19 protein-coding genes and 1 pseudogene are annotated in these 21,309 nt (G+C 73.0%); 7 read left to right on the forward strand and 13 right to left on the reverse strand.

The window, feature by feature from the left end; translation table 11 throughout:
* Positions 1-129 precede the first annotated feature (129 nt).
* From coaD to ABEA87_RS09180, 4 genes are read right to left on the reverse strand one after another with little or no spacing between them, the layout of a single operon-like run.
* Positions 130-621 carry a pantetheine-phosphate adenylyltransferase gene (coaD, locus tag ABEA87_RS09165; protein WP_345627882.1) on the reverse strand — a complete coding sequence of 164 codons (492 nt, stop codon included), beginning with the start codon at positions 619-621 and terminating at the stop codon, positions 130-132.
* The gene (gene rsmD, locus ABEA87_RS09170; RefSeq protein ID WP_345627884.1) at positions 618-1,172 is read right to left on the reverse strand and encodes a 16S rRNA (guanine(966)-N(2))-methyltransferase RsmD; all 555 of its coding nucleotides are present in this window, start codon (positions 1,170-1,172) and stop codon (positions 618-620) included. The genes coaD and rsmD overlap by 4 nt, the downstream gene beginning before the upstream one ends.
* A complete protein-coding gene (gene recG, locus ABEA87_RS09175; protein WP_345627886.1) occupies positions 1,169-3,469 on the reverse strand; it encodes an ATP-dependent DNA helicase RecG in 2,301 nt (766 codons plus the stop codon). The genes rsmD and recG overlap by 4 nt, the downstream gene beginning before the upstream one ends.
* Positions 3,466-5,238, reverse strand: coding sequence for a DAK2 domain-containing protein (locus ABEA87_RS09180; protein WP_345627888.1), 1,773 nt, complete (start codon positions 5,236-5,238; stop codon positions 3,466-3,468). The genes recG and ABEA87_RS09180 overlap by 4 nt, the downstream gene beginning before the upstream one ends.
* A 217-nt stretch (positions 5,239-5,455) precedes the next feature.
* Between ABEA87_RS09180 and rpmB the strand changes: the two genes are divergently transcribed.
* Positions 5,456-5,647: a 50S ribosomal protein L28 gene (rpmB, locus tag ABEA87_RS09185; protein ID WP_345627890.1), complete on the forward strand. Its 192-nt coding sequence runs from the start codon at positions 5,456-5,458 to the stop codon at positions 5,645-5,647.
* Positions 5,648-5,728: 81 nt separating this feature from the next.
* On the opposite strand, the gene ABEA87_RS09190 is transcribed toward rpmB, so the two are convergent.
* Positions 5,729-6,196: a GNAT family N-acetyltransferase gene (locus ABEA87_RS09190; RefSeq protein ID WP_345627892.1), complete on the reverse strand. Its 468-nt coding sequence runs from the start codon at positions 6,194-6,196 to the stop codon at positions 5,729-5,731.
* 29 nt (positions 6,197-6,225) lie between these two features.
* Complete coding sequence (locus ABEA87_RS09195; protein WP_345627894.1) at positions 6,226-7,167, reverse strand: thiamine-phosphate kinase; 942 nt, start codon at positions 7,165-7,167, stop codon at positions 6,226-6,228.
* Between the two features lie 161 nt (positions 7,168-7,328).
* Here ABEA87_RS09195 and ABEA87_RS09200 point away from each other — a divergent pair, with 161 nt between their 5' ends.
* A complete protein-coding gene (locus ABEA87_RS09200; protein WP_345628201.1) occupies positions 7,329-7,562 on the forward strand; it encodes an Lrp/AsnC ligand binding domain-containing protein in 234 nt (77 codons plus the stop codon).
* A complete protein-coding gene (locus ABEA87_RS09205) occupies positions 7,563-8,153 on the forward strand; it encodes a DUF3515 domain-containing protein (protein ID WP_345627896.1) in 591 nt (196 codons plus the stop codon). It abuts the gene before it with no gap.
* Positions 8,154-8,224: 71 nt separating this feature from the next.
* Here ABEA87_RS09205 and ABEA87_RS09210 read toward each other — a convergent pair whose 3' ends face one another.
* The 4 genes from ABEA87_RS09210 to ABEA87_RS09225 all read right to left on the reverse strand — a co-directional run bounded on the left by ABEA87_RS09210 (position 8,225) and on the right by ABEA87_RS09225 (position 12,528).
* A complete protein-coding gene (locus ABEA87_RS09210) occupies positions 8,225-9,325 on the reverse strand; it encodes a D-alanine--D-alanine ligase family protein (RefSeq protein ID WP_345627898.1) in 1,101 nt (366 codons plus the stop codon).
* Between the two features lie 253 nt (positions 9,326-9,578).
* Positions 9,579-10,709 carry a cystathionine gamma-lyase gene (locus ABEA87_RS09215; RefSeq protein WP_345627900.1) on the reverse strand — a complete coding sequence of 377 codons (1,131 nt, stop codon included), beginning with the start codon at positions 10,707-10,709 and terminating at the stop codon, positions 9,579-9,581.
* 89 nt (positions 10,710-10,798) lie between these two features.
* Positions 10,799-11,794: an NAD(P)H-dependent glycerol-3-phosphate dehydrogenase gene (locus ABEA87_RS09220; RefSeq protein WP_345627902.1), complete on the reverse strand. Its 996-nt coding sequence runs from the start codon at positions 11,792-11,794 to the stop codon at positions 10,799-10,801.
* Positions 11,791-12,528 carry a lysophospholipid acyltransferase family protein gene (locus tag ABEA87_RS09225; RefSeq protein ID WP_425570815.1) on the reverse strand — a complete coding sequence of 246 codons (738 nt, stop codon included), beginning with the start codon at positions 12,526-12,528 and terminating at the stop codon, positions 11,791-11,793. Before ABEA87_RS09225 ends, ABEA87_RS09220 begins: the two co-directional genes overlap by 4 nt.
* 157 nt (positions 12,529-12,685) lie before the next feature.
* Between ABEA87_RS09225 and cofC the strand changes: the two are divergent.
* Positions 12,686-13,306 (forward strand): annotated as a pseudogene (cofC, locus tag ABEA87_RS09230) (2-phospho-L-lactate guanylyltransferase); the annotation flags it as partial.
* 308 nt (positions 13,307-13,614) lie between these two features.
* Here the strand turns inward: cofC and ABEA87_RS09240 are convergent.
* Positions 13,615-14,283, reverse strand: a complete 669-nt coding sequence (locus ABEA87_RS09240; protein WP_345627906.1) for a hypothetical protein — start codon at positions 14,281-14,283, stop codon at positions 13,615-13,617.
* Positions 14,284-15,016: 733 nt separating this feature from the next.
* On the opposite strand from ABEA87_RS09240, the gene ABEA87_RS09245 reads away from it, so the two are divergent.
* From ABEA87_RS09245 to ABEA87_RS09255, 3 genes are all read left to right on the forward strand, one after another.
* Positions 15,017-17,221 carry an RNA degradosome polyphosphate kinase gene (locus ABEA87_RS09245; protein WP_425570816.1) on the forward strand — a complete coding sequence of 735 codons (2,205 nt, stop codon included), beginning with the start codon at positions 15,017-15,019 and terminating at the stop codon, positions 17,219-17,221.
* A 161-nt stretch (positions 17,222-17,382) separates the two neighbouring features.
* On the forward strand, positions 17,383-18,903 hold the full coding sequence (locus ABEA87_RS09250; protein WP_345627907.1) for a CYTH and CHAD domain-containing protein: 1,521 nt from the start codon (positions 17,383-17,385) through the stop codon (positions 18,901-18,903).
* 55 nt (positions 18,904-18,958) lie between these two features.
* Complete coding sequence (locus ABEA87_RS09255; RefSeq protein ID WP_345627909.1) at positions 18,959-19,825, forward strand: NUDIX hydrolase; 867 nt, start codon at positions 18,959-18,961, stop codon at positions 19,823-19,825.
* Between the two features lie 131 nt (positions 19,826-19,956).
* Here ABEA87_RS09255 and ABEA87_RS09260 read toward each other — a convergent pair whose 3' ends face one another.
* Both ABEA87_RS09260 and leuD read right to left on the reverse strand, forming a co-directional pair.
* Complete coding sequence (locus ABEA87_RS09260) at positions 19,957-20,475, reverse strand: HU family DNA-binding protein (protein WP_345627911.1); 519 nt, start codon at positions 20,473-20,475, stop codon at positions 19,957-19,959.
* Positions 20,476-20,640: 165 nt separating this feature from the next.
* Positions 20,641-21,231 carry a 3-isopropylmalate dehydratase small subunit gene (gene leuD, locus ABEA87_RS09265; protein WP_345627913.1) on the reverse strand — a complete coding sequence of 197 codons (591 nt, stop codon included), beginning with the start codon at positions 21,229-21,231 and terminating at the stop codon, positions 20,641-20,643.
* Positions 21,232-21,309: the final 78 nt, after the last annotated feature.

Consider the following 21,309-nt stretch of genomic DNA (forward strand, 5'->3'; position numbering starts at 1 on the left):
TGCCGGACCGGCAACGCGGCATCGATTGCGGTCAGACCCCATCATGACGGTCGCGGCAATTGCGCGCCGGCCAATCCGGGCCTGCTCTATGATGCGTGTCCGCCGTGCCGGACGGGTACCGGGTGGGGATCAGCCGCCCGGGGCACCGTGTGCGAGCCGCTCCGCCAGCCGCCGCGCGACGACCTCGGGTACGTGCGGGGAGACGTCACCGCCCCACTTCGCCACGTCCTTGATCAGGCTCGACGACAGGAACGAGTACAGCGGGTTGGTCGGCATGAACAGCGTCTCCACCCCGGCCAGCCCGACGTTCATCTGGGCCATCTGCAGCTCGTAGTCGAAGTCGCTGACCGCGCGAAGGCCCTTGACCACGACCGCGGCGCCCTGCGCCCGGCAGAAGTCCACCAGGAGCCCGTGGAAGGACTCCACCCGGACATTCGGGTACGGGCGGGTCACCTCACGCAGCATGTCCAGCCGTTCCTCCAAGGTGAACAGGCCACTCTTGGAGGTATTGATCAGCACGGCCACGATCACCTCGTCGTACAGACGCGACGATCGGTCGATGATGTCCAGGTGCCCATTGGTGACCGGGTCGAACGAGCCGGGGCTCACCGCACGCTTCACGATCCGCGACCGTACCAAAGAGTCGTGTCACCATAGCGCCGAGATCGGTCTCCAGTGATGCACGGCACCCAGGCCGGCTCGGGCGAGCGGCGCGATCGTTCGATCACCACCGTCGCCTCCGGCGTCAGCCAGGAGTGCTCCACCAGCGAGGTGAGCAGCTCGGCGATCTCCTCCTCGGCCACCGCGTACGGCGGGTCGGCGAACACCACGTCGTACGGCGCCCCGGGCGGCCCGCCCGCGAGCGTCGGGGCCACCCGGGCGACCGCCATGGTGACCTGACGGACCGCGCCCAGCAGCGCCACGTTCTCCCGGGCCACCCGGGCGGCCTTCGGATCGCTCTCCACGAGCAGCACGTGCGCCGCCCCCCGGGAGGCCGCTTCCAGCCCGATCGCGCCGGAGCCGGCGTAGAGGTCGAGGAAGCGGACCCCGTCCAGCGGTCCCAGCGACCCGAACAGTGCCTCGCGCACCCGGTCGGAGGTGGGGCGGGTGTCCCGGCCCGGCGGCGCGGCGATGCGCCGGCCGCCGTAGCGCCCCGCGACGATGCGGGTCACCCCTTCTCCAGGAATTCCGCGCGTTCCTCGTCCACCAGGGACGCGATCCAGTCGCGCAGCGCGGGCTGCTGGTCCAGCTCGGGGTCCGCTTCCAGCAGCGCGAGCGCCTCGCCGCGCGCCTCGCCGATCAGGTCGCGGTCCCGCAGCAGGGACAGCAGCCGCAGATGCGAGCGGCGGCCGGACTGCGCGGCACCCAGCACGTCGCCCTCCCGCCGCTGCTCCAGGTCGAGCTCGGCGAGGGAGAACCCGTCGAGCGTGGACGCCACCGCGGTCAGCCGTTCGCGGGCCGGGCTGTCCTCGGACGCCTCGGTCACCAGCAGGCACAGGCCGGGCGCCGCGCCCCGGCCGACCCGGCCGCGCAGCTGGTGCAGTTGGGATACGCCGAACCGATCGGCGTCCAGCACGATCATCACCGTCGCGTTGGGCACGTCGACGCCTACCTCCACGACCGTCGTAGCGACCAGGACATCCAGCTCCCCGGCCGCGAAGGAGCGCATCACGGCGTCCTTCTCGTCGGCGGGCAGCCGGCCGTGCAGCACCCCGATGCGCAGCCCGTGCAGCGGCCCGTCGGCCAGCAGCGGTGCCACCTCCAGGACCGCCAGCGGCGCGCGCCGCGCTTCGCCATCCTCGTCGCCGCTGGCACCCGGGTCGCCGCCCTCGCCAGGGTCGCCGCCTGGGTCCGACCAGTCCGGCTCGGCGCGTCCGGCGCCGCGCGACGCCCCGGAGCGGTCGTCGCTCCCCTCGTCCTCGCCGATGCGCGGGCACACCACGTACGCCTGGTGACCGGCCTCGACCTCCTCGCGCAGCCGCTGCCAGGCACGGTCCAGAAACGCCGGCTTGTCGGCGGCGGGAACCAGGTGGGAGGCGATCGGCGAGCGCCCCCGCGGCAGCTGGGTCAGGGTGGAGACCTCCAGGTCGCCGTAGACCGTCATGGCGACCGTGCGCGGGATCGGTGTGGCGGTCATGACCAGCACGTGCGGGGGCTGGTCGGCCTTGGCGCGCAGGGCGTCGCGCTGCTCGACGCCGAACCGGTGCTGCTCGTCGACCACGACCAGCCCGAGGTCGGCGAAGTCCACCCCCTCGTAGAGCAGGGCGTGGGTGCCGATGACGATGCCCGCCTCGCCGGAAGCGATCTCGGCGAGCGCCCGCCGCCGGGCAGCCGCTCCCAACGAGCCGGTGACCAGCGAGATCCGGGTGGCTTCGTCACCCCGAGCGGGCACTTGGGCCGGATCGTCGGAGCGGTCTTCGTCAAAGTCCAGCTCCCCGGCGCGGCCCATCGGGCCGAGCAGGCCGGCGATGCCCCGGTAGTGCTGGGCCGCCAGTACCTCGGTCGGGGCCAACATCGCGGCCTGCCCACCGGCGTCCACCACCTGCAGCATCGCCCGCAGCGCGCAGACCGTCTTGCCGGAGCCGACCTCGCCCTGCAGCAGCCGGTGCATCGGGTGCGGCCGTTCGAGGTCGGCCGCGATGTCGGCGCCCACCGCCCGCTGGCCCTCGGTCAGCTCGTACGGCAGCTGCCGGTCGAACTCGGCGAGCAGGCCGTCCTCGCTCCGCGGCCGCGGCCGGGCCGGCCAGTCCAGGGCACGCAGCTTGCGCTGGACGAGCGTCACCTGCACGGCGAACGCCTCGTCCCACTTGAGCCGCTTGCGCGCCGCTTCCAGGGCGCCCCGGCTTTCCGGACGGTGGATCTGGCGCAGCGCGGTGCCCAAATCCATCAGTCCGCGCTCGGCGCGCAGGGTGGCGGGCAGCGGATCGGGGGGCGGCTCGAAGGTGTCCAGCGCGACCCGCACGCAGCGGGCGATCACCCAGGTCGGTACCGCCGCCGCGGCCGGGTACACCGGGATCAGCGCGCCGGCGAACTCCTCGATCTCCTCGCCGCCGTCCTGATCGTCGAGCAGCAGGTAGTCGGGGCTGTTGAGCTGTCGCCTGCCACGGAACTCGGTCACCTTGCCGGCGAACATGCCCCACCGGCCGGGCTTGAGGTCGCGCTCCCGCCACGCCTGGTTGAAGAAGGTCAAGGTCAGCAGCCCGCCGCTGTCGTCGCCGACGGTGGCCTCCAGCAGCTGGCCGCGCCGGGCCCGCATCGGGCGGATGCTGGCACGCTTCACCTGGGCCAGCACGGTGACCTGCTCGCCGGGGCGCAGCGAGCCGATGTCGGTGTGCTCGCCGCGCTCGTCGTACCGGCGAGGGAAGTGGTAGAGCAGGTCGCCGACGGTCGAGAGCTCCAGGTGGGAGGCCAGTGCCTTGGCGGTCTTGTCCCCGACGATCTTGCGCAGGGGCGCGTCGAATCCGGTCACTCCACTCCCACCATCAGCGGGTACAGCGGCTGGCCGCCATCGAAGACCTGCGCCTCGACGAAGGGCCAGCGCCGGCCCAGGTGCTCCCGCAGCGCCGCGCCCAACCCGGGCGGCGCGTCGGCGCCGGTCAGCAGCGTGACCAGCTCGCCGCCGCCGGCGAGCAGGCGGTCCAGCAGGTCGCGACACGTCCGACGCAGGTCGTGCCCGATCAGATTGACCTCGCCCTCCACCAGGCCCAGTATGTCCCCCGGCCGGCACACTCCGGCCACAGTCACCGCTTCCTTGCCTGCGGTGCACACCTCCGCGTACCGGCAGGTGCCGGCCGCCTCGGCCATCGCGATCAGGTCGTCCTCGAACCGCCGCCCCTCGTCCCGCACGGCGAGCGCCGCCAGCGTCTGGACCGGCGATCGGGTCGGCACCACGCCGACCCTGGCCCCCTGTGCCCGGGCCTGCTCGGCGGCCAGCGCGGCGACGGCCTGGGTGGCCCGGCTGCCCGGCAGCACGACGACCTGCCGCGCGCCGGCGGCCCGGATGGCGGCCAGGATCTCGCCGGTGGACGGCGTGGGCCCGGCGACGATCAGCGCCCCCTCGCCCCGGAACAGCTCGATCAGGCCGTCGCCGGTCGCCACCACCACCGCGCACCGGTCCTGCGGCTCGGGCGGCGCGATCCGGTCCGCGAACCGGGTGACCGAGATCCGGTGCGGCCGGCCGGCCCGGACCCCGGCCTCGATCGCGGCCCCGACGTCGTCGACGTGCACGTGGACGTTCCAGGTGCCCTCGCCGTCACCGACCACCACCAGCGAATCGCCCAGCGGGGCCAGCTGCTTCCTCAGCGCCTCGACCGCCGGCTCCGGCGCGTCGACCAGGTACTGCACCTCGTATCCGAACTCGACCGGACCGGCCTCGCAGGCCGAGACCGCGGGCGGCCGGCGGGAGCGCGAGCGCGGACCGGGCCCGGCCGAGCCGGACGATCCGGCGGCGCCCGGGCCATCCCACGGGTCGCCCGGGCCATCCCCGGCGGCGGGCGGGCTTACCGGGGCCGGCGACGGGTCGTCGGCGGCGGGCGGTGAGGCCTCGGCGGCGGGCGGTGGGTCGGGTGCGGCGTCCGGCGGGTCCGACCGGCCGGCGATCGGCTGGGCGACCACGTCGACCAGCGCGTTCAGCAGAATCACCAGGCCCCGCCCGCCGGCGTCCACCACGCCCGCCCGGGCGAGCGTCGGCAGCTGCTTCGGGGTGCGGTCCAGCGCCTCGGCCGCGCCCCGGGCCGCCGCGCGGGCGACCCCCTCCAGCTCGTCCGACCCGGCCTCGGCGGCGGCCCTGGCCGCGCCGCCGGCCACCGACAGCAGGGTGCCCTCCACCGGCGTGGCGACCGCCGCCCGGGCCGCGGTGGCCGCCCGGTCGAGGGCGGTGGCCAGGGCCCGGCCCCGGGCAGCGGGCGTGGTGGCCAGCGCGTCGGCGATCGCCCGGAGCATCTGCGACATGATCACGCCCGAGTTGCCCCGCGCCCCGAGCACGGCGCCGCGCGCCATGCGCCGCAGGGTCCACCCCAGCCTGGTGATCTCCCCGACCTCTTCCGGGCCGCCGTCGTCCGGCTCCTGGTCGAGCGCCTGGTGCGCGGAGGTGACCGTGAGCACCAGGTTGGTGCCCGTGTCGCCGTCCGGGATCGGGAACACGTTGAGCTTGTCGATCTCGTCCTGGTGCCGGCGCAGCGCGGCCAGGCCCTCGGTGCACCATCGGCGCACGGCGGCGGCGTCCAGGCTGTCCAGCACGTCCCAAAGGTTAATTGGGGCCGGCGACATTCCTCCGGGGAGGATCGGCGACATTCCTTCGGGAGGACTGCGGTGCGGCGCCGTCCAGGTCGGCGGCGCGAGCCTGGAGCGGGCGGACGGCGCCGGCCGATTGGCTCGACGCGCCGGCCATCAGTTACCCTGGTCAGGTTGCCCAGCGGTTGCCTGGCAACAGAAGACAACAACCCAGGAGATTCCCGTGGCTAGCGTGTGCGACGTGTGTGGCAAGAAGCCGGGCTTTGGCCACAACGTTTCCCACTCCCAACGGCGGACCAACCGGCGCTGGAACCCCAACATCCAGACCGTGCGTACCCCGGCCGGTGGCGGCAACACCAAGCGCCTGCAGGTGTGCACCTCGTGCCTGAAGGCCGGCAAGGTCGTTCGCGGCTGACGCCTCCCTGAGGCTTGATCGCCGCCGGTCCGTGGACCGGCGGCGATTCGTGTCGGGCGGCTTCCGAACGAGGAGCCGAGCTCAGAGGTCCCTGCCGTACGAGCGGACGTCCGGTTCGTCCTTGTAGTGGCCGAAATTCGGGATCAGCTGGTACCCGACTCGCTCGTACAGGGCTATCGCTTCCGGCTGACGGCTGCCGGTCTCCAGAATCGCTCGACCGCGCCCGGCCGCCCTGGCCGACTCCTCGATCGCCCGCAGCACCGCCAGCCCGACTCCCCTGCGGCGCGCCGAATCCAGCGTGAACACGCGCTTGATCTCCGCGACCCCGGGGTCCTGATGGTGAGTGCGCCAGCCGCCGCAGGCGACCGGCTCGCCGTCCAGCCACGCGACCAGGAACGAGCCCGTCGGGGGATCGAACTCCGCCGGATCCACCGGGGTGTCGTCGCCGTTGCCGCCGTACCGACCGGAGAGGTCGGCCATCGCGGCGGCGACGATCTCACGCGCGACGGGATCGAGGTAGTCGGTCCGGACGATCTCCAGGTCACTCATTGGATCAAGGGTACGGCGGCCGCTCCCGCTCACCGGAAATGGTCCCAGCCCACCTGCCCGTCCCCGTACGACTTGCCGTTGACGGTGACCCCGGCGCCGCCGGTCACGGTACCGATGATCCGGAACGGTTCGGGCAGCTGCGCGCCCTCCGGGAAGGTGGCCAGCAACGCGTGATCGTCGCCGCCGGCCAGGATCCAGGTGTACGGGTCGACCCCGAGCGCGCTGGCCGTGTCGCGCATCTGGTCGGGCAGCGGGAAGGCGTCCCGGTCGATGTCGATGCCCACCCGGCTGGCGGTCGCCACGTGGCCGGCGTCGGCCAGCAGCCCGTCCGACACATCGATCATGCTGGTCGCGCCGAGCTTGGCCGCGGCCGGACCCGCCGGGTACGGCACCACCGGCCGGCGGTGCGCCTCGACCAGCATCTTCGGGGTCCGGAAGCCCCGGGACAGCACGGTGTAGCCGGCCGCCGCGTACCCGATCCGGCCGGCCAGCGCCACCACGTCGCCGGCTCGCGCGCCCGAGCGCAGCACGGCCTCCCGCCCCTGCAGGTCACCGAGGGCGGTGACCGCGACGGTGAGCACCGAACTGGCCGACACGTCGCCGCCCACGATCGCGGCGCCGGCCCGGTCGGCCTCGGCCACCAGTCCGTCGGTCAGCTCCTCGGCCCAGCGCACGTCCAGGTCGGGCGGCCCGCAGAAGGCCACCAGCAGCGCGGTGGGTACGGCACCCATGGCCGCGATGTCGGCCAGGTTCGCCGCCGCGGCGCGATGTCCGATGTCCACGGCGGACGACCAGTCTCGACGGAAATGCCGCCCTTCGACCAGTACGTCGGTGGAGGCGACCACCCGGCCGTCCGGCGCGGACACGATGGCCGCGTCGTCACCGGGCCCCAACAACGTGCTGGGCTGCACCCCCAGCCGGGCGGTGATCCGGGCGATCAGCCCGAATTCGCCGGTTTCAGTGACGCTCATCGACGCCGCCACCCAGGTCCGTTCATGGGATAAACCACCCCAACCCTCGGCCGACCTGCGGCCGCTCGACGCTCTCCACCAAAAATCTCCTCTGCACGCGCTTCGACTCTTGCGGTAGTTTCACGGCAACCCGCGAGTCTGCCGTGAAGAGGGGGCATGACGTGGTCCAGGCGTACATCCTCATCCAGACGGAGGTAGGAAGGGCACGCGACGTGGCCGCGACCATCGCGGATATTGCCGGGGTCGTCCGGGTGGACGCTGTGACCGGGCCGTACGATGTCGTGGTGCTGACCGAGGCACACACCGTCGATGAGCTGGGCAACATGATCGTGAGCAAGGTACAACTGGTGTCTGGGATCACCCGCACTCTCACCTGTTCCGTGGTGCGACTGTAGATGGCTGATTCGGCAACTCGCGGCGCCGCGCGCACAGCCGCCTTCATAGCGGTGCCGATCGCGCTGGTGGCTGGGCTGGTGGCGTTTCGGGTGATCGACGGCCGGATCGCCTCCGCCAACACCGCCACGCGGCCGTCCGCCTCGGCCACCCCCGGACCGCAGTCCACGAGTCCCGTGCAGATGGCCGCGCCCCAACTGGCCGACGGGCCGGCGACGGTGTGCCGGGCCCTGCTGTCCAAGCTGCCCGATCAGATCCAGGGCAAGCAGCGCCGCGCGGTCACGGCCGGCCCCGAGCAGAACGCGGCCTACGGCGATCCGGCCCTCACGCTGGGCTGCGGCGCCGCCCAGGCGAAGGTTCCGCTGACGGCCGAGGTGTGGGCGCTGTCGAACGTCTGCTGGTACGAGCAGGACGGCAAGAGTTCGTCGACCTGGACCACGGTGGACCGCACGGTCCCGATCCAGGTCACCGTGCCCAATTCTTACGGCTCACCGGGCCAGCTGGTCATCGAGTTCTCCGCCCCGGTGGCATCGTCCGTGCAGGCGCTGACGACGGGCGTGCCCTCCGGCTGCAGCCAGCAGACGACCGGCTGACCCGACCGAGCGACCCGGCCGACCCGACCCGGCCGGACCAACGCGGCACGGCCGGGGCGGCGCGGACTCCGTCAGTGCAGGCCGGTGCCCCGGCGCAGGGCGGTGCGGATCAGGCGGGAGACCAGCTTCGGGTACTCCAGGCCGGAAGCGGCCCACATCCTCGGGAACATGGACGTGCTGGTGAAGCCGGGCATCGTGTTGATTTCGTTGAGGTAGATGTCCATTTCCGGCGTGACGAAGAAGTCCACCCGGGCCAGGCCGGCGCAGTCCAGCGCGGAGAAGGTGCGGCAGGCGTACTCCTGGACCTTCCGGCTCACCTCGGGCGGCAGGTTGGCCGGGATGTCGTACTCGCTCGAGCCGTCCAGGTACTTCGCCTCGAAGTCGTAGAAGTCGTGGCCGTCCACGATCCGGATCTCGGCGAGCACGGACGCCTCCGGGGTGCCGTCGTACTCCCCCTCCAGCACTCCGCACTCCACCTCGCTGCCGACGATGCCCTGCTCGATCAGCACCTTGGGGTCGATGGCGCGGGCGACGGCGACCGCGTCGTCCAGGTCGGCCCAGTCCTCAATCTTGGTGATGCCGCACGACGAGCCGGCCCGCGCCGGCTTCACGAACACCGGAAGCTTCAGGCGATCGCGGTCCTCGGCCGAAAGGGACTGACCGGCCCGCAGGACCGCGTACGGCCCGATCGGGATGCCTTCGGACACCGCGAGCTTCTTGGTGAACTCCTTGTCCATCGCCGCGGCCGAGGCGAAGACGTTCGAGCCGACGTACGGCACGGCGGCCATCTCCAGCAGCCCCTGGATGGTGCCGTCCTCGCCGTACGCGCCGTGCAGCGCGGGAAACACGACGTCGACATCGCCGAGCGCCCCGACACCCTCGGCGGTGTCGAGCACCATCAGCCCGTGCGTCGTCGGATCGCCGGGAAGCACGACGGCGGAGCCCGATCCCGAGGTGATCTCCGGCAGCTCGGCGCCGGAGATCATCAAGTCGTCCTGGTTACCGTCCGTAAGGACCCACTGACCCTCGCGAGTGATCCCGACCGGGACTGTCTCGAACTCGTCCTCATCCAGGGCGGCGAGGATGCTTCCCGCGCTAACACAGGAGATGGCGTGCTCGGGGCTGCGGCCACCGAAGACAACGGCGACGCGGATCTTTCGTGGGCTCGTCACCCCGGTGACCCTACTCTCCGTGGCGAACCGGCGCGGGACGCATCAGTCTAACCGCGCACCGCGTGAGTTTCCGCCCTGGTCAGCGCGGGTGCGACGCGACCCGGGCCGAGTGCGTCGCCCGGTTCACGCGCCGCACGCACGCGCCCGGCTCGCGGCGTATCCGCCCACTCCACACCCGGATCATCCGGTTCATGCCCGCCCGCGAAGACCGTCGCGACCGGGGGTCGCGCGTGCGAGAGGGGCGTGCGCCCGCTCAGCCGGCCGTGGCGGCCCGCGCCGCGTTCAGCGCGGCGTCCAGATCCAGCAGCAGATCATCGGTGTCCTCGATGCCGCAGGACAGCCGCACCATCCCCTCGGGCACCGGGTCGCCCCACTGCGCCCGGCGGTCCGCCGTGGTGTGCGTGCCGCCGAACGACGTCGCGGCGTACACCAGCTTCGAGGCGGAGAGGAACCGGCCCACGTGCGCCGCGTCGGGCAACGTGAAGGCGACCACGCCGGGGATCCGGCGCATCTGCCGGCTGGCGACCTCGTGCGCCGGATCGCCGGGCAGGCCGGGCCAGCGCACCGAGGAGACCTCCGGCCGACCGGCCAGCATCCGCGCCAGCGCGGCCGCGTTGGCCGACTGGCGGGCCAACCGCAGGTCCAGTGTGGACAGTGACCGGTGCGCGAGCCACGCCTCGAACGGGCCCGGTACCGCCCCGGTGTCGTCCCGCCAGGTGCGCAGCCGGGCGGTCAGCTCCGGCCCGGCGACGGTGTACCCGAGAAGGACGTCGGAGTGCCCGGTCAGCGCCTTGGTACCGCTGGCCACCACCAGGTCGGCACCCAGTCTCAGCGGCTGCTGCCCGAGTGGCGTGGCGGTGGTCGAGTCGACCGCCACCAGCGCCCCGGCCGCGTGCGCCGCGGCGGACAGCTCGGCGATGTCGCACACGTCCAGCCCGGGGTTGGCGGGCGTTTCCAGCAGCACCAGCCGCACCCCGTCGAAGGACGGGTACGGGCCGGCGGTGGGCACCTCGCGAACCGTCACGCCGGGCAGGCTCGCGGCGAAGGCGCGCGTCTTGTAGTAGCCATCCGAGGGCAGCACGACCGTGTCACCGGGGCCCACCAGGGTCAGCAGGGCGGCGGAGATCGCGGCCATTCCGGAGGAGAAGACGACGCACTCGCCACCCTCCAGGCCACCGATCGCGGCCTCCAGGCCGCGCCAGGTCGGGTTGTCCACCCGCCCGTAGCCGTTGGCCGCCGCGGCGGGCCCGTTCTCGGGATCGAGGTGGTAGGGCGCGGCGAGCACGGGGCCGGGCAGGAACGGGGTACCGGGCACCGGTTCGGGCAGGCCGGCGTGCACGCAGGCGGTCCCGTCGCCGTACCCGGCGGGGTCGGTCGAGGTCATCCGCCCATCATTCCCTGCCGGATCACGGCCGGGCACGGACCCCGACCCCGCCGCCCGTAACCGGACGACCGGTGGGTCGGCGGCACGAACTACTCGGACTTGGTCTCCCGGCTCATCAGGGCGGTCACCGCCACGCGCGGGTCGGCGCCCTCGTGGCAGACCAGCTCGACCTGCTCGGTGATCGGCATTTCAACGTCGTGGCGGCGGGCCAGATCCCGGATCGCCAGGCAGCTCTTGACCCCCTCGGCGGTCTGCCTGGTGGCCGCCTGCGCCTGCTCCAGCGACTCGCCGCGGCCCAGATGCTCGCCGAAGGTGCGGTTGCGCGACAGCGTCGACGCGCAGGTGGCGACCAGGTCGCCCAGGCCGGCCAGGCCGGCGAAGGTGAGCGGGTCGGCGCCCAGCCGTACCCCGAGCCGCGCCGTCTCCGCCAGGCCCCGCGTGATCAGCGTCGCCTTGGTGTTGTCGCCGAAGCCGAGCGCGGTCGCCATCCCGTACGCGAGCGCGATCACGTTCTTCACCGCGCCGCCGAGTTCGCAGCCGACCACGTCGTCGTTGGTGTACGGCCGGAAATACGGTGTCGCCACCGCCTTCTGCACCGCCGCCGCGCGTGCCGGGTCCACGCACGCGATCACCGAAGCGGTCGGCTGTTCGGCGGCGATCTCGGGGGCCAGGTTGGGTCCGGACAGCACGGCCACCCGCCGCGGATCGACGCCCGTCACCTCCACGACGACCTCGCTCATCCGCTTCGAGGTGCCCAGCTCGATGCCCTTCATGAGGCTCACCAGGGTGGCGTCCGGCTCGATGAGGTCGGCCCACCCGGCCAGGTTGCCGCGCAGCGTCTGGGACGGCACGGCGAGCACCACCAGGTCGGCTCCGGCCAGCGCCGCCGCCACGTCGCTGGTGGCGGTGACCAGCCCCGGCAGCCGCAGGTCCGGGAAGTAGTCGGGGTTGGTCCCGGTCGAGGTGATGGCCTCGGCCACCTCGGGTCGCCTGGACCACAGCGTCACCTCGGTACCGGCGTCCGCGAGCACCTTGGCGAAGGGGGTGCCCCACGATCCGGCACCAAGGACCGCGGCTCGCTTCACGCCCTGCTCCCGCCCTCGCCGCCACCGTCGATGCCACCGCGGCCATCGCCGCCGGCGCCGCCGCCGAGCGCACCCGAAGGGGCGTTGCCGGGTCGGACGGGAACCGACTCGCCGCGAATCTGCGAGAGCATATCGCGCAGCACGGTCATGATCTCATCGGTGATCGCGTACAGGTTGGCCGCCGTCGGCTCGGCGCCCTCCCATTTGGACAGGTCGATCGGCGGGCCGGCGATCACGGTCACCGGGGTGCGCGGACGCAGCGTGAACTTGCGGGTACGCGGGTCTAGCAGCCGTTGGGGCCCCCAGGAGACCACGGGCACCACGGGCGCGCCGGTGCGCAGGAACAGCCGGGCCACCCCGGTCTTGCCGCGCTCCGGCCACAGGTCCCCGGACTTCGGCGTCGTACCCTCGGGGTAGATGATCACGCCCTCGCCCGCCAGGATCGCGGCGGCCGCCGCGTCGAGCGACTTCGCCGCGTCGGCGGTGCCCCGATGCACCGGGATCTGCTTGCACCAGCGCAGGAAGGACCCGAGCCCGGGAACGCTGAACAGGCTCGACTTGGCCAGGAACTGCGGCCACCGGCCGGCGTCGTTGACGAAGTGCGAGATGATCAACGGGTCGAATTCGGACAGGTGGTTGGCGGCGATGATCAGGCCGCCCTCGGCCGGTATGTGCTCCATGCCTGACCAACTGCGCTTCGTCAGCAGGAACAGGGGCGGTTTGACCACGGCAATCGCGAACCGCGGCCAAAATCCGAGCCTGCGCCCCACGGCTCCTCCTCGTTGTGCCTGCTGCGGGCCCCGGTCGGCGCCGCCATCAGCGCATCATGCCTGGCGGAGGTAGCGGCTGGCCAGCGCGGGGTCCACCTGGGCCAAGAGGCACAATGCCACGGTGAGTACGGTGTGGACCGCGGTGGTACCGGTGAAGCGGCTGGATGCGGCGAAGACCCGACTGCGGGGTGCGCTGCCGGGCATCGCCCACGAGCGGTTGGTGCTCGCCCTGGTGCAGGACACCGTCGCCGCGGTGCTGGCCTGCCCGGACATCGCGGAGCTCATGGTGGTCACCAGCGAGCCGGCCGTGGCCGGGGCGGTGGCCGCGCTCGGGGCCCGCGCGGTGCCCGACTCCCCTGAGGCCGGGCTGAACCCGGCATTCGCCCATGGCGGCCGGCTGGCCGGCGACCTGCCGGTCGTGGCGCTCGCCGGAGACCTGCCCGCGCTGCGGCCGGAGGAGCTGAGCGCCGCGCTGTCGGCCACCGGCCGGCGGCGCTCCTTCGTACCCGACGCCGCCGGTACCGGCACCACACTGCTGGCCTCTCCGGCCGGTACCGCCCTCGATCCACGGTTCGGGCCGGGTTCGGCGGCGGCGCACGCCGGCTCGGGCGCCACCGCGCTGGACGGGCCCTGGCCCAGCCTCCGCCACGATGTGGACACCGGGGCGGACCTGGCCGCGGCCGCGGCCCTCGGCCTCGGTACCCGCACGGACGCACTGTTCCGCGCCCACGCGTCGACAAGCACCGAAAGGCGGTACCGTTCTGGCATGCAGGGCACGGTTGCCAGCTACGACCCGGACGGGCGCTCCGGCACGGTGCTGCTCGACGACGGCACCGAGGTGGCCTTCCCCGCGAACGCGTTCGACGCGTCGGGCCTTCGGCTGCTGCGCCCTGGTCAGCGGGTGCGCCTGGAGCACCGGGACGGGGAGATCAGCGGACTCGCCCTCATCACGATGCCGCGGGAGGGCGCGGACCGGTGAGACCTCGGCGCCGCCCCCGCGGCGCCACCGGGCATTTCCACGAAGACCGTTTCACGTTCACGCGGATCGGGTCATGATTGCCACGTGAAGGCCTCTCCCGTTCCGCCGACCCCACCACGCCAGCGCCGGACCACCTCCCCCGTGCCACCCGACAGTCCGGCCGGAGAGATCGAGGCCGGGAATGTCGAAGCCGGAGGCACCGATCCCGGTCGCGGCGCCGAACCCACCGCGGAACCCACCGACGTCGCATCGCGACGGCCGCGCGCATCCACGCGCGGCACCGCCTCGCGCGCGGTCGGCGGGAGCGGCTCCGGCGCCACCCGCCGGGCCGGATCGCGCGGCACGGCCGCGTCCGGCAACCCGGCCACGGGGGGCGATGTGGGGTCCGGGCCGGCGGACCCGGCGCGAGCGGCCGCGGCGAAATCCGCGAGGCCGGTGAGGAAGGCGACCGCCGCGAGAAAGGCCACCACCGCGCGCAACACGGCAGCCCCGAGCAAGACGGCGGCCCCGAGCAAGACGGCGGCCCCAAGCAAGACGGCGGCCCCGAGGAAGGCCGGCGCCCCGAGGGCGGCCGCGGCTCGCGAGAGCGCGACGGCGGATCGCACCGCCACCGAGCCGGCGGTTACCGGGTCGGCGGTGAGCAGGTCGGCGGTGGCCAAGACAATCGCGGCCGGCAACGCCGCCGCCAGAGCCACGGCGACCGCGAGGGCCGCGGCCACGAGTACCGCGACGAAGACCACACCCGCACAAAGAAGGGCGCCCGGGCGCCCGGCGGAGGAGCGCGGGGCGGAGGAGCGCGAGGCGATCAACTCCGGCGCCGCCACCAACCCGCACGGCCCGCCCGACGCACGGCGCGCACCGATCGCCCAGGCCGCCCACAGCCACGAGACCGCTCAGGATCGCGAGCGCGAGACCGCTCAGAATCGCGAGACAGCCCACAATCCCGGGGCCCGTCTGAACGGCGGGGTCGACCCGAACCCTGGGAACGGCGCGGTCTCCGGGGTGGACACCAGCCTCGCGGCACCGCGACCCACGACCCCGACCGGGTCCGGCGCCACTGAGCCCTCGAGCACCGTCCCCGCGAGCACTGTCCCCGCAACAACCGGCCCCGCGACAACCGGCCCCGCGACAACCGGGCCCGCGACAACCGGGCCCGCGACAACCGGGCCCGCGACAACCGGGCCTTCGGCGACCGGGCCCTCGACCGACCCCCCTTCGACCGCCCACCCCGAGGCGACCGTGGCCTCGGGCAGCGACACCGTTACGCCTGGCCACGAAGCCGTCAACCCGGCCGCGACCGAAGCCCTCGGGACCCCGGAAGGCGAGACGCCCGAAGCCGGGACGGCCGGAGCCGAGGCACTGGAGGGTGTGACGCTCGGCACCGGGGTGGACGCTCCCGTCGTCGGCGGCGTCGAGGAGCCGCAGGCCGTGGAGATCCAGCGGGAGCTGGCCGTGGGAGGGCCTGAACTGGAGATACCCGAGCACCGCGCGCCCGAGCCCTTGATCGACGCCGAGCCGTCCTGGGAGGACGCCGGTCCGCCCGGAGCGCCCCGCCGCATCGACGTGAGCCCGCCACGGCTGGACGACGTCCCGTCACCGTTGTCCGAACCGCTGCCCGATGACCGTTTCCTCAACCGGGAGCTGTCCTGGCTCGACTTCAACGCCCGGGTCCTGTCGCTGGCCGAGAATCCCACCACCCCGTTGCTGGAGCGGGCCAAGTATCTGGCCATCTTCGCCGGCAACCTCGACGAGTTCTACATGGTCCGCGTCGCCGGTCTCAAGCGCCGGCTGCAGACCGGCCTGCCCATCCACAGCGCGGACGGACTGTCCACCCGGGAACAGCTCGAGGTGATCGCCGAGCGCAGCGCCGACCTCGTCGCCCGGCACTCGCGCTGCTTCACCAGAGAGGTCCAGCCGGCCCTGGCGGCCGAGCAGATCCACCTGGTCCGGTGGTCCGACCTCGCCCCCGGCGAGCGGGATCGGATGCGCGACTACTTCCGCGACCAGGTCTTCCCGGTGCTCACCCCGCTGGGCGTCGATCCGGCGCACCCGTTCCCGTACATCTCCGGGCTGTCGCTGAACCTGGCGGTGGTGGTGCGCGACCCGGGCGGCGGCCCGGAGCTGTTCGCCAGGGTCAAGGTGCCCAACAACGTGCCCCGGCTGGTTGCCGTCGAGTCCGGGCGGCAGTACCGCTTCCTGCCCGTCGAGGACCTGATCGCCGCGCACCTGGGGCAGCTGTTCCCGGGGATGCAGATCCTCGAACACCACCTGTTCCGGGTCACCCGCAACGCGGAGCTGGAGGTGGAGGACGACCGCGACGAGGACCTGCTGCAGGCGCTGGAGCGCGAGCTGGCCCGGCGCCGGTTCGGGCCGCCCGTTCGCCTGGAGGTCGCCTCGACGGTCTCGGACCACGTCCTGGAGCTGCTCGTACGGGAGCTGGACATGGACGGCCACGACGTGCTGCGGGTACCGGGGCTGCTCGACCTGTCCGCGCTGTGGCAGGTGTACGAGGGGGTGGACCGCCCGGACCTGAAGGACCGCCCCTTCGTGCCGGCGACCCACCCGCGCTTCGTGGAGGGCGAGACGCCGCGCAGCGTGTTCGCGACCCTGCGGGACGGCGACATCCTCGTCCACCACCCGTATCACTCGTTCTCCACGAGCGTGCAGCGTTTCATCGAGCAGGCGGCGGCCGACCCCAACGTGCTGGCCATCAAGCAGACGCTGTACCGGACCAGCGGCGACTCCCCGGTGGTCGACGCGTTGATCGACGCCGCCGAGGCCGGCAAGCAGGTGGTGGTGCTCGTCGAGATCCAGGCGCGCTTCGACGAGGTGGCCAACATCGGCTGGGCGCGCAAGCTGGAGCGGGCCGGCTGCCACGTGGCGTACGGCCTGGTGGGGCTCAAGACGCACTGCAAGACGGCGCTGGTGGTGCGGCAGGAGGGCAACCACATCCGGCGGTACGCCCACATCGGGACGGGCAACTACCACCCGAAGACGGCTCGGCTCTACGAGGACTTCGGGCTGCTGACCGCCGATCCGGAGGTCGGCGCCGACCTGACCGACCTGTTCAACGTGCTGACCGGGTACAGCCGGCAGACCGCGTACCGGCGCCTGCTGGTGGCGCCGCACGGAGTCCGCGGCGGGATCATCGAGCGGATCGAGCGGGAGACCAAGCTGGCCGCCGAGGGGCGCCCGGCGCTGGTGCAGATCAAGGTGAACTCGCTCGTCGACGAGGAGGTCGTCGACGCGCTGTACCGGGCCAGCCAGGCCGGGGTGCGCATCGACCTCGTGGTACGCGGAATCTGCACGCTGCGGCCGGGGGTGCCCGGGCTGTCGGAGACCATCCGGGTGCGCTCGATCCTGGGCCGGTTCCTGGAGCACTCGCGGGTGTTCCGGTTCGGCAACGACGGCGAGCCCGAGGTGTGGCTCGGCTCATCGGACCTGATGCACCGCAACCTCGAACGGCGGGTGGAGGCGCTGGTCCGGGTCACCGACCCGGCGATCCAGGCCGAGCTGATCGGGGTACTGGACCTGTCGATGAGCGGCGAGATATCGGCGTTCGAACTGGGGCCTGACGGCACCTGGTGGCTGCGCGACGGCGAGCCCCGGGAGGGCGCGCCGCCGCTGCACCTGCAGAGCGCCCTGCTGCGCCGCATCGTCGGCCGCTCACCCGACTGAGCGCAGCCGGAGCCGATCTGTGGCGAAGGCTGAGCGCAGCCTGGCGTGCTCGGCTGACCCGCGTCGGTCGGGGTCGGTGGGGACCGCCGGTCAAACGTTTCAGGACCGGCGGCCTCCTTTCGATCCCGCCCGTCGCCGTGATCGGACGCTAGGCTTCGGGGATGTTGGAGGAGGAGCGCAAGTACGACGTGGATCCCGGCTTCACCCTCCCGGACCTGGCCGGGGCGCTCCCGGCGCGGGCCCGGGTGGTACCGCTCCCGGCGGTCTCGCTGCGCGCGACCTACTACGACACGGCGGACCTGCGGCTCGCCCGGGCCGGTGCGTCGCTGCGCTTCCGGCGCGGCGACGAGCAACCGTGGACGGTGAAGCTGCCGACCCAGGTGCCCGGGGTGCGGCACGAGATCTCCGATGCCGGGCGGCCGGGCCGCATCCCGGCCGAACTGTCCCGCCTGGTGACCGTGTACACCAGGGGCGCCCCGCTGGCGCCGGCGGTCGTGCTACGCACCACGAGACGGGTCTACGAGCTGCGCGACCACGCCGGAGCGTTGCTGGCCGAGCTGGATGACGACCTGGTGGCGGTGCTGGAGGAGAAAGTCATCCGCAGCCGGTTCCGGGAGATCGAGGTGGAACGCCACGAGGGCGGCCGCAAGCTGCTGGACCGGATCGGCGGCGCCCTGAGCGAGGCCGGCGCGGTGGCCGGGGAGTTCCGGCCCAAGCATGTTCGGGCGCTGGGCGCCGACGGGCCCGGCGACCTGACGCCGCCGGCCGGGAGCCTGCCGCGCAAGGCCGAGGCGGGCGACGTGGTGAGCGAGGCGATCCGGTCCGACATCGGCCGGATGCTCGCCCACGATCCGCTGGTGCGGCTGCGCGCGGAGCTTCCCGGCGGGGACACGGCGGTGCACCAGATGCGGGTGGGCTGCCGGCGGCTGCGCACCGATCTGCGCACCTTCCGGCCGCTGCTGGAGCCGGCCTGGGCCGACGAGCTGCGCGCCGAGCTGTCCTGGATCGCCGACGCGCTGGGCGCCGCCCGCGACGCCGAGGTGCTGCGCGCCCGGCTGCGCCGCACCGCCGAGCTGGATCCGTTGGCGCCGCTTCCCGGCGGCGCGATCGCCCGGCTGGATGCCGAGCTCTCGGCCAGGCACGCGGCGGCGCTGGACGCGCTCGACGAGGCGATGGACGGACCGCGCTATCTGGGGCTGCTCGACCGGCTGGTGGCCGCGGCGGCCTCGCCACGGCTGGCCGCCGCGCGGGCGGCCCGGCCGGCCCGGGATCTGCTGCCCCGGCTGGCCGACAAGTCGTGGCTGCGGCTGGCGCAGGGCTCGCCCGACCTCACCGCCGCCGGATCGCTCGACCCGCTCGGGCCGGATCACGAGTGGCACGAGGTGCGGATCCGGGCCAAGCGGGCCCGCTACGCGACCGAGGCGGTGGCCGGGGTGCTGGGCGGGGACGCGGCCGGCCTGGCCCGGCGGATCGGCGGGGTCCAGGAGCTGCTGGGTGAGCACCAGGACGCGGTCGTCGCGGCCGACACCTGGCTGGCCATCGCCCGGTCGGATCCCGGCGACTTCGACCTCGCGGTGACGGCGGGGCGGCTGGTGGAGCGGGAGCGCGGCGCGGTCCGCGAGGTGCGGGCCCGGTTCCCCGAGGCGTGGGCGGCGGCCAGCCGCCGGGAGCCCCGCCGGTGAGCGGCGTGGCGCGCGGGCGAGTCACACCCGCCGGCGAGCGAAGCGAGGCGGGCGCGTGACGACGGTACGGGCGGCCGGCGGTGTGGTGTGGCGCCAGGCCGAATCGGGCGAGGTCGAGATCGTCATCGTGCACCGGCCCCGGTACGACGACTGGACGCTGCCCAAGGGCAAGCTGGAGCCGGACGAGCACGCGATCGTCGCCGCCGTGCGCGAGGTCTTCGAGGAGACCGGGGTCGAGGGCGTGCCGCAGGTGCGACTGCCCACGATCGAGTACCTGACCGGGGAGCCGGGCGTCGACAAGCGCGTGGACTTCTGGTCCATGCGGGTACGCGTTGACCACGGCCGGGGACCGGATCACGAGGTCTCCGAGGTCCGCTGGGTGCCGCTGGCCCGGGCGCAGTCGGTGCTGACCTACGCGCACGACCGGGGCGTGGTGGCCGCCTTCACCGAGCTGCCCGGGGTCACCGCCGAGCTGGTACTCGTGCGGCACGCCCACGCCGGTTCCCGGCACGCGTGGCACGGCCCGGACGAGCTGCGGCCGCTGGACTCGCTCGGCGTGCGGCAGGCAGCAGCCCTCACGCGGCTGCTGGCGGCCTTTGGGCCCGCCCGAGTGGTCTCGGCCACCCCCCGCCGCTGCCGGGACACTGTGGACCGGCTGGGCCGGCCGATCCGGGTGTACCCGACCCTGGACGAGGTGTCGCCGGACGGCGTACCGGGGGCGGTGGCGGCGCTGCGCGCCCTGGCGCTCGAGGCGACGCCGACCGTGGCGTGCAGCCAGGGAAAGGTGATCCCGCCCGCCCTGTCGGCGCTGCGGCCCGCGAACACCACCGCCGTCGAGGCGTACCGGACGCCAAAGGGCACCGGATGGCTGCTGGCATTCGCGGGTACCGCCGTGGTGGCCGCGGACCCGCTCATTCCCTGAGCCGGATTCGCCGGGCGGGAATTCGGCGAACGGCCGGAGGCGCGACAAGGCCGGCTGTGACAGAGAAAACAGAACGCGGAAGGCGCCCGTCACGTGACGGGCGCCTTCAACTGGGGCTCAATTGCGCGGTTTCAGCGAGCCTTGCGAGCGGGGGCCTTGCGGGCCGTGGTCGTCTTGGTCGCCGCGGTCGCCGTCTTGCGAGCGGTGGTCGACGCGGCCCGAGTGGTCTTCGCTGCCGTCTTCTTGGCGGCCGCCGTCTTCGCCGGCGCCTTGGTAGCGGTCTTGGTAGCGGTCGCCCGACTCGTGGTCGCCTTGGTGGCGGCGGCCTTCTTCGCCGGACCAGCGGTCTTCTTCGCCGCGGTGGCCCTCGGCACCTTGCCGCTCGCCACCTGGTCCTTGAAGCTCGCACCGGCGCGGAAGGCCGGTACGGAGGTCTTCTTCACCTTGACGCTTTCGCCGGTCCGCGGATTGCGGGCGGTTCGCGCAGCGCGCACCCGCTTTTCGAAGACGCCGAAGCCGGTGATCGCCACCTTGTCGCCCTTGGTGACCGCCGACTGGATCTCGGCGAGCACCGCGTCGAGCGCCGAGGCCGCCGACTTCTTGTCCCCCAAGCGGACCGCGAGCGCATCGATGAGCTCGGCCTTGTTCACGACATTCCCTCCCGTACACATTGTTGGCCTCAATGCGGCCATTCTGCGCGCACGGTATGCCCTTCGCGCCAAAAGCACAAACATCTGGCAGAAAAAAGCCGTTGTGTCGTAACGGAAACTCCCCCGGTCGGCTGAGCATCCGGGGGAGTTCCAGGGGTTCGCGAGCTACGCGACAGCAGGCTTGAAGCGCAGCCTTGTCGTCTCGTACTCCGCGATCGTGGTCTCGTGTCGCAGCGTCAATCCGATGTCGTCCAGCCCCTCCATCAAGCGCCAGCGACTGAAGTCGTCGACCGGGAACGACCAGCTCAGACCCGCTGCGCGGACCTCGCGAGCGGCGAGGTCCACGGTCACCTCAAGGCTTGGATCCGCCTCCACGGCGTCCCACAACGATTCGATGACTGTCAATTCAAGCTCGACCGGCAGGAGCCCTTCCTTGAGGGCGTTGCCGCGGAAGATGTCGCCGAAGCGCGGGGCGAGCACCGCGTGGAAGCCCCAGTCGCGCAACGCCCACACGGCGTGTTCACGCGATGACCCCGTGCCGAACTCAGGCCCGGCAACGAGGATCGACGCTCCCGAATACTTTTGATCGTTGAGGACGAATGCCGGATCGGCGTCCCGCCACGAGCGGAAGAGACCGTCCTCGAACCCGGAGCGGGTGACCCGCTTGAGGTACACCGCCGGGATGATCTGGTCGGTGTCCACGTTGGACCGGCGCAGCGGCACGGCCGTCCCCGTGTGGACAGTGAACTTATCCATGATTCCTCCAATAGGGCCGCTGGCGGGCCACGGGCTCAGGCCCGTACCCGGCCGGCCGGGGGCTGAGCTGGCGATCCG

The organism is Rugosimonospora acidiphila (assembly GCF_039543385.1).
In the GTDB taxonomy this organism is placed as follows: Bacteria; Actinomycetota; Actinomycetes; order Mycobacteriales; family Micromonosporaceae; genus Rugosimonospora; species Rugosimonospora acidiphila.

Bases quoted from the DNA above. Each gene is read 5' to 3' on its own strand.
- ABEA87_RS09190 (WP_345627892.1), bottom strand. From the start codon at position 6,196: ATGAGTGACCTGGAGATCGTCCGGACCGACTACCTCGATCCCGTCGCG.
- leuD (WP_345627913.1), bottom strand. From the start codon at position 21,231: ATGGATAAGTTCACTGTCCACACGGGGACGGCCGTGCCGCTGCGCCGG.
- ABEA87_RS09205 (WP_345627896.1), top strand. From the start codon at position 7,563: ATGGCTGATTCGGCAACTCGCGGCGCCGCGCGCACAGCCGCCTTCATA.
- ABEA87_RS09195 (WP_345627894.1), bottom strand. From the start codon at position 7,167: ATGAGCGTCACTGAAACCGGCGAATTCGGGCTGATCGCCCGGATCACC.
- ABEA87_RS09215 (WP_345627900.1), bottom strand. From the start codon at position 10,709: ATGACCTCGACCGACCCCGCCGGGTACGGCGACGGGACCGCCTGCGTG.
- ABEA87_RS09250 (WP_345627907.1), top strand. From the start codon at position 17,383: ATGTTGGAGGAGGAGCGCAAGTACGACGTGGATCCCGGCTTCACCCTC.